Origin of the sequence: Brevundimonas sp. (assembly GCF_029946145.1) — a bacterium.
Taxonomy (GTDB): Bacteria; Pseudomonadota; Alphaproteobacteria; order Caulobacterales; family Caulobacteraceae; genus Brevundimonas.
Genome location: NZ_JAQSDY010000027.1, coordinates 185,721 through 200,669 on the forward strand (window position 1 = coordinate 185,721; position 14,949 = coordinate 200,669).

The following is a 14,949-nucleotide window of genomic DNA, read 5'->3' on the forward strand; positions in this document are numbered from 1 at the left end:
CTCGGCGGAGAGAGAATGAACCGGTTCAAACGCTTTGCGCCTCTGATCCTGCTGGCCGGCGTCATCGCCCTGATCTTCGCCATGGGCTGGAACCGCTATCTGTCCCTGGACACCCTGCGCGACCACGGCCAGACCTTTCGCGACTTCACCGCCGGGAATTATATCGTCAGCCTGCTGATCCTGATGGCCGTGTTCGCCGTCCTGACCGCCAGCGTCGTGCCCGGCGTCTTCTTCGTCACCATCACCGCCGGCTATCTGTTCGGCCCCTGGGTCGGAGGCGTGGCGACCTCGATCGCGGCTACCGCCGGCGCCCTGATCGTCTATGCCGTAGCCCGGACGGCGCTGGGCGAGGCCCTGCGCCGCAAGGCCGCCCGTGACCTGGGTCTGATGAAGAAAATCTGCGACGCCATCGACCGGGACACCTTCTGGTATGTGCTGGCCTCGCGCCTGGCCGTGGTGGTGCCGTTCCACATGATCAATGTCGCGGCGGGGATCATGGCTGTGCGGCTGACGCCCTATACAGTGGCGACCGTCATCGGCCTGCTGCCCGCCCACATCATCTATTGCTGGATCGGAGCGCGGCTCAACACACTGCTCATGACCAACCCGAATCCGGACTTCCAGGCCCTGTTCGGCCAGTTCTGGGCCCCGATGGCGGGTGTCTTCGTACTGGCGGTCGTGCTGCCGTTCGGGTTGAAAGCCCTGCAGAAGGCCCTGGGCTCGAGGGTTTCGATGTGAACGGCGCAGCTTTTGGCCCGAGCTTTGCGTTAAGCGGCGCATGAACCACTTCCGGCCCCTGCTGAGCGACGTCCGGCGGGCCCTTCGCGTGCCCGCCGACTGGCGCGAGCGGGCGAAGTTCCATGCCCCCGACGCCCTGGCCTGGCGGCTGCTGCTGCTGACCTTCCTCTTCACCGTGGTGGTGGAGATCCTGATCATCGTCCCCAGCGCCGCCAGCTTCCACGAGCGCTGGCTGCTGGACCGGCTGCAGTCGGCGGAACTGGCCTCAGTCGGGGTCGAGGCCCTGCCCTATTCCGCCGTCGAGGACGACGCCGCCGAGCAGTTGTTGGCCATCGGCGGGGTGCAGGCCGTGGTCGTCGGCGACCAGGGCGTGCGCCGGCTGCTGCTGCAGGCCCCGAACCTGCCGCGCACGCCCGATCTGATCGATCTGCGTCAGAGCCGGCCCGTGGCGCGCACCATGGACCCGTGGCGCACCCTGTTCGGCCACCCCGACCGGTCGATCCGGGTGCAGGCCCGGCCGCGCTACCGATCGGGCGACTTCATCGAGATTCTGGCCCCGGCCCAGCCGCTGAAACAGGAGCTGCGGGCCTTCCTGCTGAACAGTCTGCTGATGTCGCTGCTGATCTCCCTGGTGGCGGGGGGACTGCTGTACGGCGGTCTGGCCTTCCTGGTGCTGCAGCCCCTGCGGCGGGTGACCCGCTCCATCGAGCGTTTCGCCCTCGAGCCCGAGGCCGAAGGCGATCCGCCGAGCGATCGGCACGACGAGATCGGCCGGGTCGAGCGCGAGCTGGCGCGGATGCAGGAGGAGGTGCGCGTCTCCCTGCGCTCCCGCGCCCGTCTGGTGGCGCTGGGGGAGGCTGTGGCCAAGATCAATCACGACCTGCGTAACATGCTGACCTCGGCCCAGCTGGCGTCGGAGCGGCTGGCAGACTCGCCCGATCCCGAGGTGGCGAGGGTCCTGCCCCGGCTGGAGCGCGCCCTGGGCCGCGCCGCCGCCCTGTCGCGCAATGTGCTGGAGTACGGCAAGAGCGAGGAACCGCCGCCCCAGCGGGTCCGCATCGCCCTGGCTCCGGCCATCGCCGCGGCGGCGGAGGACGCCGGCCTGACCGCCGAGGGGGTGCGTCTGACCAGGGCCATTCCCGCCCGCTTCGCCGTCCACGCCGATCCCGACCAGCTGCACCGCATCCTCGTCAATCTGATGCGCAACGCCCGTCAGGCCATCGAAGGCGACCCCACCCGGCGCACGGGCCGCAAGGGCGTGGTCCGGGTGACGGCGTCCGGGGACGACGGCGCCTGCGTCATCCGCGTCGCCGACGACGGTCCCGGCATTCCGCCGCGCCTGTCGGAAAGCCTGTTCGAACCCTTCGTCAGCGGCCGCGCCTCGGACGGAGCGGGTCTGGGCCTGGCCATTTCACGCGAACTGGCGGCCAGCCACGGCGGCGAGCTGACGCTGGTCGAAACAGGGCCGACCGGCACCACCTTCGAGCTGCGCCTCGCGCATTGAGCCCCGGCGCGGCGCCAAATCGCGCGAACGGCGTTATGGCTGGTGGAACGCCGCGAAACCGCCCAGCTTCACGGCAACGCTTTTCGTCAGAAGGAGCTTTCATGATCCGCTTCACCCTCGCCGCCGGCGCCGCGCTTCTGCTGGCCGCCGCTCCTGTACTGGCCCAGACCACCCCGCCGCAGGCGACCGCCTCGGGCAAGACGACGGCCGCGACCGCCGCCCCCGGCTCGGAGGAATGGCTGCGGCTCCGCGGCGAAAGCTACCGCGCCGCTCCGGAAGCCGAACAGGACCCGGCCGAGGTCGCCGAGACGATCCGGCTGAACGCGGAGATCGCCGCCCGCAACGCCGCCGCCGAACGGGCCGAGGCCGAAGCCGCCGAAACCTACGAACGACAAAGCGCCCGGTGGCGCGAGGAGACGGCGCGGGCGGAGACCCAGCGCGCCCAGTACGAGGCGGACCTCGCCGCCGCCAACTCGGCCCGGGCGGCCTATGAACGCAGCCGCGCGGCCTGGGAGGCCGAGGTCGCCGCCTGCGAACGGGCGCGGCGGGTCTGCGTCACGACCCCGGCGCCAAAATACTGACGCTTGCCGTGATCTTTCGGTTCGCTTTGTCGTAGCTTCCCCCGGAAGGCTGCCTGGGCGCTGGAGGGACCATGACCGAGATCGCCGCGGACCCGCCGCCGGAGGGCGCCCAGGGCCGGCCTGACCGGCGCGCCGACCGGCCTCTGCCGGGGGGCAGGACGGATACCTACCGGCACCCGGCGCCGGTGCGGATCAGCCACTGGCTGAACGCCGTCGCCGTCGTGGTGCTGATCATGAGCGGGCTGAACATCCTGCTGGCCCATCCGCATCTGTACTGGGGCGTGCGGTCGACCTTCGCCGATCCGTGGGTCAGCCTACCGCCCCTGCCGAACTGGCTGCTGATCCCGCAGGGGCGCAGCCTGGCGGAGGCGCGGAATTATCACTTTCTGTTCGCCTGGATCTTCGTCGCCAACGGGCTGGTCTATCTGGCGCACGGCTTGCTGACCCGGCGGTTCGGCCGCCGCATCTGGCCGACCGGGACGGAGCTGAGAGGGTTCGGGGCGTCCGTGGCCGAGCACGCCCGCTTCCACTTCCCGACCGACGATCACGCCCGCGCCTATAATGTGATCCAGAAGCTGACCTATGCGGCGATGATCCTGATCGTTCTGCCGATGATGCTGATCACCGGCCTGTCGATGTCGCCCGGCTTCAACGCGATCGGCGGGGTGCTGCTTGAGATCATGGGCGGGCGGCAGTCCGCAAGGACGCTACACTTCATCTCCGCCGGGCTGATCGTCGGCTTCATCATCGTCCACGTCGGACTGGTGATCTGGACGGGCCTGTTCAACAACATGCGGTCGATGATCACCGGCTGGTTCGTGATCCAGCCGCCGGGCTCCGCCGCCGGGCCGAAGCTCGGGCGCAGGCGACCGGCAGACGAGGGAGACGCCCCATGAACCGCCGCCGCTGGCTGACCGGCGCCGTCGCCACGGCCGCAACCGCCCTGCTTTCCGCCTGCAATCAGGCGGGAACCAGTCTGGCTGAACAGGCCCGGCGCATGGGCGAGGGCCTGACCCGTCGCGCCCAGCGGCTGCTGATCCCGCGAGACGCCCTGGCTCCGACCTACAGCCGGGCCGAGATTTCGCCGGACTTCAGGGCCAATGGCTCGATCGATCCGGCGGCGGCCGACTATGTGGCGCTGAAGGCGGGCGGGTTCGCCGACTATCGGCTGACCGTCGACGGGCTGGTGGAGCGGCCGCTGTCGCTGAGCCTGGCCGAGCTGCGCGCCCGACCGGCGCAGACGCAGATCACCAAGCACGACTGCGTCGAGGGCTGGACCTCGATCGGCGAATGGACCGGCGTGCGGCTGGAGACCCTGCTGGACGAGGCCGGTCTGACGCCCGAAGCCCGCTACATCGTCTTCCACTGTTTCGACGCCCTGGATCAGCGCGAGGACGGCGAGCGCTACTATGAGAGCATCGACCTGATCGACGCCCGGCACCCCCAGACCATCCTGGCCTACGGCATGAACGGCGAGGTTCTACCCGTCCCGCATGGGGCCCCGCTGCGCCTGAGGGTCGAGCGGCAGATCGGGTACAAGCACGCGAAATACATCAGGCGGATCGAGGCGGTGGAAAGCCTGGCCCACATCGGCGGGGGCAAGGGCGGGTATTGGGAAGACCGGGGCTATGAGTGGTTCGCGGGGATCTGAAGACCCGTCCCTCTCCCGTCGGGAGAGGGCTTGAGCCTCCGGGAGCGAAGCGATCGGTGAAGGCGAAAGGGTGAGGGCGGGCCGTCGGGTCCCCTTCTCCCAACAGCAGAAGGACCGCTGCGCTCAGGCCTCCGCGCCCTCGGCCCGTTTCTTCATCATGGCGTCGAAACTGCCCCAGACGCCCTCGGCGCCGTGCCAGGCGCCGGTGGTGGCGGCCTTGGAGTATTCGGTGGCGCGGGCCTCGAAGAAGTTGGCGTGTTCCACGCCCGACAGCAGCGACTGCAGCCAGGGCAGCGGGTTTTCCTTGACGCCATAGACCTCGGGCAGGTGCAGCTGGCGCAGGCGCCAGTCGGCGATGAAGCGGATGTACTGTTTGATGTCGTCCGCAGTCATGCCGTTGACCGGGCCCATCTCGAAGGCGAGGTCGATAAAGCGGTCCTCCATCTCGATCACGGTCTTGCAGCAGTCGACGATGTCGGCGGCGACCTGCGGCGTGACCGCCCCCGTTTCCTTGTTGAAGGCGTGGTACAGCTTGATGATGCCTTCGCAGTGCAGGCTCTCGTCGCGCACCGACCAGCTGATGATCTGGCCCATGCCCTTCATCTTGTTCTGGCGCGGGAAATTCATCAGCATCGCGAACGAGGCGAACAGCTGCAGCCCCTCCGAGAAGCCGCCGAACATGGCCAGCGTCCGGGCGATGTCGCCGTTGGTCTCGACCCCGAACTTGCCCATGAAGTCATGCTTGTCGCGCATGGCCTCGTATTCCATGAAGGCGCCGAACTCGCTCTCGGGCATGCCGATGGTCTCGAGCAGCAGGGCGTAGGCCGCGATGTGGATGGTCTCCATGTTGGCGAAGGACGCCAGCATCATCTTGACCTCGGTCGGTTTGAACACCCGACCGTATTTTTCCATGTAGTTGTCCTGGACCTCGATGTCGGCCTGAGTGAAGAAGCGGAAGATCTGCGTCAGCAGATTGCGCTCGCTGTCGGTCAGATTGACCGCCCAGTCCTTCATGTCCTCGCCCAGCGGCACCTCTTCAGGCATCCAGTGGACCTGCTGCTGCTTCTTCCACATGTCGAAGGCCCACGGGTAGCGGAACGGCTTGTAGGCCGCCGAGGGGGTCAGCAGGCCGGCGGTCGTGGGGGTGATCGAGACGTGCGCGTTCATGGGTGCTGAGGCTCTGTCGGGGAATCCGAGGATGGGCCCACAATGCGGGCGGAAGGACGCGGCGCCAAGTCGAAATGCGGCTATATTGCGATCACTTTTTCCGCGACCGCTAGATGTGGTAGGCATACCGCAATCTTCTGGGGAGAAGACAGGGACGAAACCGGAGCCCGCCGTGGCGCGGTTCCGGGAATTCGGGGCGCCAACCGCGCCAATTCGCGCCACGCTCAATCCTCGGCCGACGCGGGCGCCCGCGCTCTCGAAGCCGCCTCCTCGCGGAAAAAGGCCGCACGGATGTAGTCCGGGTCACGGAAGCCGGGGGCTTCGCGCTCAATCCGGTCGCCGGTGCGTTCGAGCGCCTGGACCAGCCGCATCCAGACGAGGGACTCCGCCGGCCGGGACAATGCCGCCGCCTCGGCCGCCTGTTCGAACGCGAACCGCCGCAGACTCTTCTGATCCGGCTGGACCAGGAGGTTGAAACGGTCGGTGAACGCCGCCTGCTCGACGTCGGCCAACTCAGGAATCCGGGCGAGGGCCTCTTCCCGCGAGAAGCAACCGCGGCTCCGCGATCGCGGACCCTCGCATCCCGTGGTCGAACCGTCGGCCCGGCGCCAACCCCCGGCGGCGGCCCGGCGGCGCAGGGTGCGCTCGGACACGCCAAGGCGTTCGGCGACGACGGGGGCGGAGACGCCGGAGAGATAGTCTTCACGGGCGCGAGCCCAGAGGTCGGAAGACGGCGAGGCGGGGATGGGATTTTCAGGTTGGGTCATAGACCTATTGTGCGCGCGGGCCTTCCTGCGGCGGGCAAATGACGCTGCCTGGGGCAAGAAAGCGCGGATTTTCAAAGTACAACGGATGGAAAGTCGTCTGGTTGGCCGCGGATTGCCGGCCTTGAGGAAAGTGGGGTCGGACACCGGGCCAGCCGCAAGTCCCGCTTATGAATTCGTCCGAAAATCTCGCGGGCCCCATTTTGCGTTCCGGCGCACACAGGCTTCAGAGGAGATCGACATGACCTACACCGTCTATGGCGCCGCCGGTTCGGGCTCGGTCCCGGTCGAGGCCGCCCTGACCCTGATCGGCGCGCCCTATCGGGTCGTCGAGGCCGTGACCTGGGAGGGAGACGCCGAACGCGACAAGGTCGCGGCCGTGAATCCGATGCGGCAGATCCCGGCGCTCGTGACCCCGGCCGGAGAAACGATCACCGAAAGCGCCGCCATCCTGATCTGGCTGGCCGAACAGCATCCCGAGGCGGCGCTGGGCCCCGAACCGTGCGACCCGGGCCGGGGACAGTTCCTGCGCTGGATGTGTTTCGTCCCGGCCGCGATCTATTCGATGTACTGGGTCCGCGACGAGCCGGCCCGGCTGGCCGGCGACGATCCGGCCGCCCGGGCGCTGATCAAGACCCGCACCGCCGAACGGATCGCGGATTGCTGGGCGAAGATGGAAAGCCAGATCGTCCCGGACGGCTTCCTGCTGGGACCGGAGCCGACGGTGCTGGACCTCTATGTCGCCGTCGCCAGCCGCTGGACCCCGCACCGCAAGCGGTTCCACGAGGTCGCGCCGCGGATGGGGGCTGTCATGCGCCGCGTCGACGCCCTGCCGGAGCTGGAAGCCTTCTGGGCCGACCGTTTCCCGTTGAAGGGAAGGTACGGAAGCTAGGCCGCGGCGGCCTCGACCGGGACCCGCGCCTCCGGAAGGTCGCCGGCCAGGGCGCGGTTCACCACCGCCAGCAGGCCGGCCTGGTTGATGGGCTTGGCCATATGGGCGTTCATGCCGGAGGCCAGGCACCGGACCACGTCCTCGGGCATGGCGTCGGCGGTCATGGCCACGATCGCCAGGCCGCACTCGGGCCCCGGCAGGGCGCGGATGCGGCGCGTCGCCTCCAGCCCGTCCATGTGGGGCATGCGTACGTCCATCAGCACCAGGTCGAACGGCTGGCCGGCGACGGCGTCGATCGCCTGCTGGCCGTCGCAGACCTCGACCACCTCGCAGCCGAAGGCTTCCAGCATGATGCGGGCGACCTCGCGGTTGACCGGATGATCGTCGACGACCAGCACGCGCGGCGTGCGGGCGCCGGCGTCCTCGCCCGCATCCTCGTCGCCGGCTTCGGGCTCGGGTCGGGCGGGCTCCTCCATGGCGTCGGGCGCGCGCGGCAGGGGCAGGTTGATGATGAAGGTCGACCCCTCGCCCAGCCGGCTGTCGACATCGATGCTTCCGTCCAGGCGGCGGACGTGCCTGGCGGCCAGCGCAAGACCCAGACCCACGCCGCAGTGGCTTCGCCGGATCGAGGCGTCACCCTGGGCGAAGGCTTCGAACAGTTCCGGCAGCAGCGCGGGCTCGATGCCCGCGCCCGTGTCCGAAACGCGGATGCAGACGCCGTCCGGCGACCGGTCCAGCCGGATCGTGACCTCGCCCCGTTCGGTGAATTTGACCGCATTGGCGACCATGGGGTGCAGCGCCTGACGCAGCGCCCGGCGGTCGCACATGAAGCGCGTGTTTTCGTGCAGACGGTCGTCGATCGTCAGGACCAACCCCCGGGCGTCGGCCGCAGCCCGGCTGGGGACAATGGCCTCGCGCGCCACAGCGGCCAGGTCCAGCGCCTCGGGCGAAAGCGCATCGTCGCCGCGGGCGAAGTCCAGAATGTCCTCGACCAGCATCAGCAGACCGTCGCTGGATTCCCGAATCTGCCGCGCCTGCCGCAGGGCGGTGGCGTCCAGCTCCGGCCGGCTCGCCAGCACGTCCGCGAAGCCCGCGACGCCGTTCAGGGGCGTGCGCATCTCATGGCTCATCATGGCCAGGAAACGGGAACGGGCGGCGGCGGCGTCCTCGGCCTTGCGACGGGCCTCCTGGGCCGCGACCGTCCGGGCGCGCAGCCGCGCCTCGAGCCGGCGGCGCTCGGTCATGACCGTCGAGACGGGCAGCACGGTCACCACCATGGCCAACAGGAACAGATTGTAGACGCCCAGCCGGCGCAGCATGGGCGGGACGGCTTCCAGGCCGGGGATGTCCGCCAGCCGGGTCAGATGCACGGGGCCGTGCCCGGTCACGGTCGCGACGCCGCTGACGGCCGCCATGCCGATCAGGGCGACCGCGGCGGTGGTCGGCGACAGCCGCAGGGCGATCAGCAGCATCGGCAGGAAGCAGAGGAATCCCAAAGGCGCGTCGTTCTGCCAGAAGGCCACGCCGGTCACGGCCAGCATCAGCGCGATCAGGGCGGTCGCCTCTGGCCAACGCGCACGCGTCGTCCCATGGAACCGGTGAGCGCGCGCCAGCAGCAGCAGGACCGGGGTGACCAGCAGAAGGCCGAGCAGCTCGACGATGACGAAGGAATAGATGCCGAACATGCTGGCGACGGTGACCGGCGTATGGCGGACCAGCATCAGGGAGCCGAAACCCGCCACCGCCGTCACGGCCACGGCGGGAGCGGCGGCGAACAGGCCGAAGGCGAACAGCCTTCGCGGGCGGCGCATGTCCAGCGCCGCGCCGCAGACCCGTCGCGCCAGCAGGGCGGCCAGAGCGGCCTCGCCCACGTTCATCACCGCGTTGAGCCCCAGAAGAACTCCAGGGTCGCCGCGGATGACATTGCTGAAGATGTTGATCAGGAAGCAGGCGAACAGGACGCCGAGCGCGGGCCGCCGATGCAGCTGCAGCAGGGCCGCCGCCATGATGCCGTTCGAAAGCCAGATCAGGACCGTGCCGTAGGTGGCCACGCTCCAGTGGCCTATCAGCTGCGAGGCCGCGAACAGCAGCACATAGGCCCAGGGCGGCGGTCCCGCCACACGGCCCGCTTCATGCCTGAACAAGCGCCAACGACCCTTCAACCCGAGCCTCCCCCCGGCCCATACCGAACCTGCGGAGCGTTAAGGTGAAGGGGTAAACAAATCCGTCCCAACCACGACGCGGAACGCCGTCCCGGGAGGAGGGTCCGACCAGCAAGGGGCGCGGGCTACAACCTCACCCCTGCCCGCGCCGCGAAAGCCGGGGCGACCCGCCCTGTGGGGTCTTCGAGGTCTGAAACGCCGTTCGCGGTTCGAACCGCCGCCAGATCGCCCAGAGCAACAGCGCGGTCAGGATGCCCAGGCCATCGGCGAGAATATCGCCCCAGCTGGCGTCGCGGCCGACCATTCCCTGAACCAGCTCGACCGTTCCGCCCAGCAGGAAGGCCGAAAGCGCCGCCAGGGTGCGTGGCAGGCGGCGGAGGAGCACGCCGATGCTCCAGAGGATCAGGCCGAAGGCGACGAAATGGGCGGCCTTGTCCCAGACGTTGGCGGCGGCCTCGACATTCTGGAACGGGCCGACCATGGACCCGATGATCACCACCAGCAGGACAACCGCCGTGAGGCGCATCAGGAGCTTCATCGGACAGGCACTCGGCGGAGGGAGGAAGGGGCTTGTATCAGCGCGCGAGCAGAACCCACACCCCGGTCGCCGCAAACCCTGCGGCGGCCGCAAGGCGAATCCATGTCAGCGGCAGTCTGCGCGCCGCCGCCTCGCCGAGCAGGACAGCCGGCGCGTTGACCAGCATCATTCCCAGGGTCGAGCCCGCGACGACCAGCACCAGGTCGTTGAACCGGGCCGCGAGCATGGCGGTCGCGACCTGGGTCTTGTCGCCCATCTCGATCAGGAAGAAGGCGGCCGCGGTGGTCCAGAACACGCCGGCGAAGGTTTTTTCGGTCATGTCCGGCTGTTCGTCGAACCGGTCGGGGATCAGGGCCCAGGCGGCGAAGCCGATGAAGGCCAGGCCCACGCCCCAGCGCAGCCACTCTCCGTCCATGAAGCGCGCCAGCAGGGAACCCGCCAGTGCCGCGAAGGCGTGATTGGCCACCGTGGCCGCCAGGATGCCGAGGATGATGGGCAGCGGACGCCGCCAGGTCGCCGCCAGCATGATGGCCAGCAGCATGGTCTTGTCTCCGATCTCCGCGATGGAGACGAGGCCGGTCGATATCAGGAAGGTTTCCAACTCAACTTCATGCGCGGGGGTTCGGCGGACAGACCATTGGCATCCGCAGCCGGCCCCCGCGTGGAAGCACCCTGCGAAGCCAGCGGTCTTGCCATGTAGGTGGTCCCACGCTCGCCCCGGACCAGGTCCAGGGCTCGCTGCTTGAGGACCGATACGGTCCGCCCTCAAGCAGCCTCGCGCCGCGCGCGAGGCGATAGGGCCACTTAAAGAACGCGCCATCCTCTCCGGGCGAGAGGAAGTGTGTTGACGCGAACCCCGCTGATCGGTGCGGGCGGCTACTCCCCGATGACGGCGGGCGGTGTATCCGCCATGGGCTCCGGCGGCAAGACCTCGTCGTGCAGGCCCTTGTCGCGGACAGCCTGCCGCCGCCCGATGGCGTAGGCGACGAGCCACAACGCCATGGCCCAGGCGGCGCCGGCGCACCAGCCGGCGAAAACGTCCGAAGCCCAGTGAGCGCCCAGATAGACCCGCGTCAATCCGATCAGCAGGGCGATCAGCATGGCCGCGCCCAGCACGAACGCTTTCAGATGCGTGCGGGGAAAGGCGCGGGTCAGCATGACGCCGAGGGTCAGGTAGAAGACCGTCGACAGCAGGGCGTGGCCCGAGGGGAAGCTGGCGTTCAGCGTGTCCACCGCCTGGAAGTCCGAGGGAGGGCGCTGGCGGCTGAACAGGTCCTTGAGGCCTTCGCTGAGGGCGACGCCGCCGGCGAGGCCCAGCACCAGCAGCAGGGCGGACAGCCGCTTTCTCTGGATCAGCAGGAAGGCGATGGCGATGAGGGCGAACAGGGTCAGCACGGATATGCCGCCCAGCGAGGTCAGGTCGGCGGCCGCCTCCTTGAGCCACCAAGGCCCGCGGGGATCGCCCGGCGCCGGCTGCATCCAGGTCAGCACCGCCTGATCGAAGGCCTGGCCTTCGGTCCCGGTCACGTCGTCGGCGACCTCGACGAAGGTCATGACGCCGAGAGCGACGATGAACAGGGCGGACACCGCCGCGATTTCGGTTCGGGCGATACGCAGCATGCGGCGCAAAAAGGTGATCGTCTGCTGCGATGTCATCGGTGCCTAACGGTCCCGCTTGTGAGACCGTTCCCCTCACGCGTTCGTGATATTCGACAGGTCGGCCTGTCACGCCCTCGTCGCGGCCTGTCCACAGGCTCATCCCCCGCCTTGATACCGATTCGCCCAGAAAGTGATCGTCAACCCCGTTGACGGTTGGTTAGCCATCTGCGCCCCATATGTGGGCTTGGGGAGCGCTTCAGCCACTAGGTCTTGTGGTTTGGAGCGCGGGGACACCCATTCGATTTTGTTCAGGGCGGCGAATACCATGGCTGGCGGCGAAGCGTTGAAGACGGTTGATTTCGTGTCCCCGGCGGACGGTGATGCGACCGCGCGTCCCCATCTGTCCGTGGTGAGATCCATTCAGCTCGACCGGTCCCGTGACGACCTGCTGACCGACTTCGGCAAGAAGACGCTGGAGGATCGCTATCTGCTGGCCGGCGAGAGCTACCAGGACATGTTCGCCCGCGTCGCCACGGCCTACGCCGACGACGCCGACCACGCCCAGCGCGTCTATGACTATATGTCGAAGCTGTGGTTCATGCCCTCGACGCCGGTGCTGTCGAACGGCGGCGCCGACCGCGGCCTGCCGATCAGCTGCTTCCTCAACTCGGTCGCCGACAGCCTCGACGGCATCCAGTCCGTGTGGAACGAGAACGTCGCCCTGGCCTCGAACGGCGGCGGCATCGGCACCTACTGGGGCGGCGTCCGGTCGATCGGCGAGAAGGTCAAGGGCGCGGGGCAGACCTCGGGCATCATCCCCTTCATCCGCGTGATGGACTCCCTGACGCTGGCGATCAGCCAGGGTTCGCTGCGCCGCGGCTCGGCGGCGGTGTACCTGGACGTCCACCATCCCGAGATCGAGGAGTTCCTCGAGATCCGCAAACCCTCGGGCGACTTCAACCGCAAATCCCTGAACCTGCACCACGGCATCAACATCTCGGACGCCTTCATGGAGGCCGTCCGCGACGGCCGGACGTTCGACCTTCTGTCGCCCAAGGACCAGGCGGTGGTGAAGACCGTCGACGCCCGCGCCCTGTGGCAGAAGATCCTCGAGATCCGCCTGCAGACCGGCGAGCCCTATCTGATCTTCTCGGACACCGTGAACCGCCAGATGGCGCCGCATCAGCGCGAGCTGGGCCTGTCGGTCAAACAATCCAACCTGTGCGCCGAGATCATGCTGCACACAGGCCGCGACCACCTCGGCGTCGACCGCACCGCCGTCTGCTGCCTGTCCTCGGTCAACGCCGAGATGTTCCTGGAGTGGCGCGAGGAGCCGAAATTCGTCGAGGACGTCATGCGCTTCCTCGACAATGTGCTGGAAGATTTCATCCGCCGCGCCCCGCCCGCCATGGCCGCGGCCGTCTATTCCGCCAGGCGCGAGCGTTCGGTCGGCCTCGGTCTGATGGGCTTCCACTCCTTCCTGCAGTCCCAGGGCGTGGCCTTCGAAAGCGCCATGGCCAAGTCGTGGAACATGCGGCTGTTCAAACACCTGCGCCGCGAGGCCGACAAGGCCAGCCGCGTTCTGGCCGAAGAGAAGGGCGCCTGCGAGGACGCCGCCGAGCGCGGCGTGCTGGAGCGGTTCAGCCACAAGATGGCGATCGCCCCGACCGCCTCGATCTCGATCATCTGCGGCGGCACCTCGGCCGGCATCGAGCCGATCCCGGCCAACATCTACACCCACAAGACCCTGTCGGGCTCGTTCGCGGTCAAGAACCCCTATCTGGAGAAGGTGCTGGGCGAGAAGGGCATCGACACCAGCGAGGTCTGGTCGTCGATCCTGGAGCACGAGGGCTCGGTCCAGCATCTCGAAGGCCTGAACGACGACGAGAAATCCATCTTCAAGACCGCCTTCGAACTGGACCAGCGCTGGATCGTCGAACTGTCGGCCGACCGGGCCCCGGAAATCTGCCAGGCCCAGTCGATCAACCTGTTCATCCCCGGCGACGTCAACAAATGGGACCTGCACATGCTGCACTGGTCGGCCTGGGAGAAGGGCGTGAAATCGCTCTACTATCTACGCTCCAAGTCGGTTCAGCGGGCCGCCTTCGCGGGCGCCGAAAACAAGGTCGAGGTCGAGGTCGATCCGAACCAGCCCGATCTCTTCTCGGCGGCGCGCACAGACTATGACGAGTGCCTGGCCTGCCAGTGACCCAGGACTGAAACTCTCCCAAGGGGTTCATCCGATTGCGGAACCCGGCCCGTCAGCTCACGTTCACCGAGTGAGATGTGACGCTGAAATGACTGTTGGCTGAGCGGCCCGCATCGTGCAGGGTCGGAGTCGTTAACGGATCGGGGAGGAACCGTTGATGCGTATGACGGCGATCCTTGCCGGAGTGTTGGCGACTGTGGCCCTTGCGGCTCCGGCGTTCGCCGCCGCAACGCAGCAAGCGCAGGCCGCTCGCATCGCCCCGTCGGACCCCTGGAGGGTCGCGCCCGAACGACCGACCAGCATCGCCGATCTTCTGACCCGTCTCGACCGTGACGCCCGGTACGCAAACGACAGAGCCCTGGACGCCGCCGGCGGGTGGACGGGCTACGCCCCTGACCGGTCATCGCAATGGGCCGCGTCCAGCCGGGACGTCTGGTTCGACCACGCCGGCTATGATGACCGCCTGCGCCTGCGCACCGAAGGGTCCGTCCGCCGTCTCGACGGCTCGCCCCTGCCGCCCGGACCGCTGGATCCCGCGACATTCGACGCCGAACACTATGACCTGACCTACACCCGGGGCTGGACCGAGAGGCTGGGCCAGACCGCTTCCGGTCTGGACGTCACCCTGACGCCCCACGTCGGAGTCGGCGTGGGATCGCGCGGCGGCACGACCGAGGCGGGCGCCACCCTGCGCATCGGGCGCGGCATCGAAAAACTGGTTCCGGATGGCGGCGACGCCTTTGGCGAACGTCCCCGCTGGTATCTGTACGCGGCGGGCTCAGGCCGCGCGGTCGGCTATAATTTCGCCCGCAACCGCGACGGCGACTTCGCGCGCTCGGGCGTCAGTCAGGATTCGGGGAATTTCCTCGGCGACGCCTCGCTGGGCGTGGCCATGCGCCGGGGGCCGGTGCACAGCTCGCTGAGCGTCGTCTATCGCGAGATCGAAACCGAGGGCCTGCGCGCCGGCCATGGCGTCGACACCGACGTGTCCGAGGGGCTGATCGCCTTCCAGCTGAGCATCAAGCCCGAATAGGACATCCTGGTCGCGCTATCGGTCGCGACGCGGTCGCGGCCTGTTTGAGCGCAGGACATCCTTGTCGCGCTATCGGCCGCGACGCGGTCGCGGCCTGCTTGAGCCAGGCCC

Annotated in this window: 14 protein-coding genes and 1 riboswitch; of the genes, 8 read left to right on the plus strand and 6 right to left on the minus strand. The window is 68.3% G+C overall.

Going from position 1 to position 14,949, the window contains the following annotated elements:
* Positions 1–15: 15 nt before the first annotated feature.
* The 5 genes from PSV23_RS12995 to PSV23_RS13015 all read left to right on the plus strand — a co-directional run bounded on the left by PSV23_RS12995 (position 16) and on the right by PSV23_RS13015 (position 4,474).
* Positions 16–738, plus strand: coding sequence for a TVP38/TMEM64 family protein (locus tag PSV23_RS12995; RefSeq protein WP_300469638.1), 723 nt, complete (start codon positions 16–18; stop codon positions 736–738).
* A 40-nt stretch (positions 739–778) separates the two neighbouring features.
* Positions 779–2,242, plus strand: coding sequence for a HAMP domain-containing sensor histidine kinase (locus tag PSV23_RS13000; protein ID WP_300469640.1), 1,464 nt, complete (start codon positions 779–781; stop codon positions 2,240–2,242).
* 101 nt (positions 2,243–2,343) lie between these two features.
* Positions 2,344–2,823 (plus strand): cell wall hydrolase, encoded by a 480-nt coding sequence (locus PSV23_RS13005; protein ID WP_300469642.1) that lies wholly within the window; start codon positions 2,344–2,346, stop codon positions 2,821–2,823.
* A 71-nt stretch (positions 2,824–2,894) separates the two neighbouring features.
* Positions 2,895–3,719 carry a cytochrome b/b6 domain-containing protein gene (locus tag PSV23_RS13010; RefSeq protein WP_300469644.1) on the plus strand — a complete coding sequence of 275 codons (825 nt, stop codon included), beginning with the start codon at positions 2,895–2,897 and terminating at the stop codon, positions 3,717–3,719.
* Positions 3,716–4,474 carry a molybdopterin-binding protein gene (locus PSV23_RS13015; protein ID WP_300469646.1) on the plus strand — a complete coding sequence of 253 codons (759 nt, stop codon included), beginning with the start codon at positions 3,716–3,718 and terminating at the stop codon, positions 4,472–4,474. The genes PSV23_RS13010 and PSV23_RS13015 overlap by 4 nt, the downstream gene beginning before the upstream one ends.
* A 123-nt stretch (positions 4,475–4,597) precedes the next feature.
* Here the strand turns inward: PSV23_RS13015 and PSV23_RS13020 are convergent, their stop codons facing one another.
* Complete coding sequence (locus PSV23_RS13020) at positions 4,598–5,641, minus strand: ribonucleotide-diphosphate reductase subunit beta (RefSeq protein WP_300469649.1); 1,044 nt, start codon at positions 5,639–5,641, stop codon at positions 4,598–4,600.
* Between the two features lie 224 nt (positions 5,642–5,865).
* The gene (locus PSV23_RS13025) at positions 5,866–6,408 is read right to left on the minus strand and encodes a hypothetical protein (protein ID WP_300469651.1); all 543 of its coding nucleotides are present in this window, start codon (positions 6,406–6,408) and stop codon (positions 5,866–5,868) included.
* A gap of 238 nt (positions 6,409–6,646) precedes the next feature.
* Here PSV23_RS13025 and PSV23_RS13030 point away from each other — a divergent pair, with 238 nt between their 5' ends.
* Entirely contained in the window at positions 6,647–7,297 is a 651-nt protein-coding gene (locus PSV23_RS13030) for a glutathione S-transferase family protein (protein WP_370461080.1), read from the plus strand.
* On the opposite strand, the gene PSV23_RS13035 is transcribed toward PSV23_RS13030, so the two are convergent.
* The 4 genes from PSV23_RS13035 to PSV23_RS13050 form a co-directional block, all read right to left on the minus strand.
* The gene (locus PSV23_RS13035) at positions 7,294–9,417 is read right to left on the minus strand and encodes a response regulator (protein ID WP_300469653.1); all 2,124 of its coding nucleotides are present in this window, start codon (positions 9,415–9,417) and stop codon (positions 7,294–7,296) included. The genes PSV23_RS13030 and PSV23_RS13035 overlap by 4 nt on opposite strands.
* A gap of 175 nt (positions 9,418–9,592) precedes the next feature.
* The gene (locus tag PSV23_RS13040; protein WP_300469655.1) at positions 9,593–9,985 is read right to left on the minus strand and encodes a VanZ family protein; all 393 of its coding nucleotides are present in this window, start codon (positions 9,983–9,985) and stop codon (positions 9,593–9,595) included.
* A 49-nt stretch (positions 9,986–10,034) separates the two neighbouring features.
* Complete coding sequence (locus tag PSV23_RS13045) at positions 10,035–10,598, minus strand: TMEM165/GDT1 family protein (RefSeq protein WP_300469658.1); 564 nt, start codon at positions 10,596–10,598, stop codon at positions 10,035–10,037.
* Between the two features lie 163 nt (positions 10,599–10,761).
* A riboswitch (yybP-ykoY riboswitch) is annotated at positions 10,762–10,894 on the minus strand.
* The gene (locus PSV23_RS13050) at positions 10,874–11,653 is read right to left on the minus strand and encodes a phosphatase PAP2 family protein (RefSeq protein WP_300469660.1); all 780 of its coding nucleotides are present in this window, start codon (positions 11,651–11,653) and stop codon (positions 10,874–10,876) included. (Overlaps the previous riboswitch by 21 nt.)
* A 268-nt stretch (positions 11,654–11,921) precedes the next feature.
* On the opposite strand from PSV23_RS13050, the gene PSV23_RS13055 reads away from it, so the two are divergent.
* Positions 11,922–13,805, plus strand: coding sequence for a ribonucleoside-diphosphate reductase subunit alpha (locus PSV23_RS13055; protein ID WP_300469662.1), 1,884 nt, complete (start codon positions 11,922–11,924; stop codon positions 13,803–13,805).
* Between the two features lie 157 nt (positions 13,806–13,962).
* Complete coding sequence (locus PSV23_RS13060) at positions 13,963–14,838, plus strand: lipid A-modifier LpxR family protein (protein ID WP_300469664.1); 876 nt, start codon at positions 13,963–13,965, stop codon at positions 14,836–14,838.
* Positions 14,839–14,949 lie beyond the last annotated feature (111 nt).

Bases quoted from the DNA above. Each gene is read 5' to 3' on its own strand.
- PSV23_RS13025 (WP_300469651.1), bottom strand. From the start codon at position 6,408: ATGACCCAACCTGAAAATCCCATCCCCGCCTCGCCGTCTTCCGACCTC.
- PSV23_RS13020 (WP_300469649.1), bottom strand. From the start codon at position 5,641: ATGAACGCGCACGTCTCGATCACCCCCACGACCGCCGGCCTGCTGACC.
- PSV23_RS13060 (WP_300469664.1), top strand. From the start codon at position 13,963: ATGCGTATGACGGCGATCCTTGCCGGAGTGTTGGCGACTGTGGCCCTT.
- PSV23_RS12995 (WP_300469638.1), top strand. From the start codon at position 16: ATGAACCGGTTCAAACGCTTTGCGCCTCTGATCCTGCTGGCCGGCGTC.
- PSV23_RS13050 (WP_300469660.1), bottom strand. From the start codon at position 11,653: ATGACATCGCAGCAGACGATCACCTTTTTGCGCCGCATGCTGCGTATC.
- PSV23_RS13015 (WP_300469646.1), top strand. From the start codon at position 3,716: ATGAACCGCCGCCGCTGGCTGACCGGCGCCGTCGCCACGGCCGCAACC.
- PSV23_RS13040 (WP_300469655.1), bottom strand. From the start codon at position 9,985: ATGCGCCTCACGGCGGTTGTCCTGCTGGTGGTGATCATCGGGTCCATG.
- PSV23_RS13030 (WP_370461080.1), top strand. From the start codon at position 6,647: ATGACCTACACCGTCTATGGCGCCGCCGGTTCGGGCTCGGTCCCGGTC.
- PSV23_RS13010 (WP_300469644.1), top strand. From the start codon at position 2,895: ATGACCGAGATCGCCGCGGACCCGCCGCCGGAGGGCGCCCAGGGCCGG.
- PSV23_RS13000 (WP_300469640.1), top strand. From the start codon at position 779: ATGAACCACTTCCGGCCCCTGCTGAGCGACGTCCGGCGGGCCCTTCGC.
- PSV23_RS13055 (WP_300469662.1), top strand. From the start codon at position 11,922: ATGGCTGGCGGCGAAGCGTTGAAGACGGTTGATTTCGTGTCCCCGGCG.
- PSV23_RS13005 (WP_300469642.1), top strand. From the start codon at position 2,344: ATGATCCGCTTCACCCTCGCCGCCGGCGCCGCGCTTCTGCTGGCCGCC.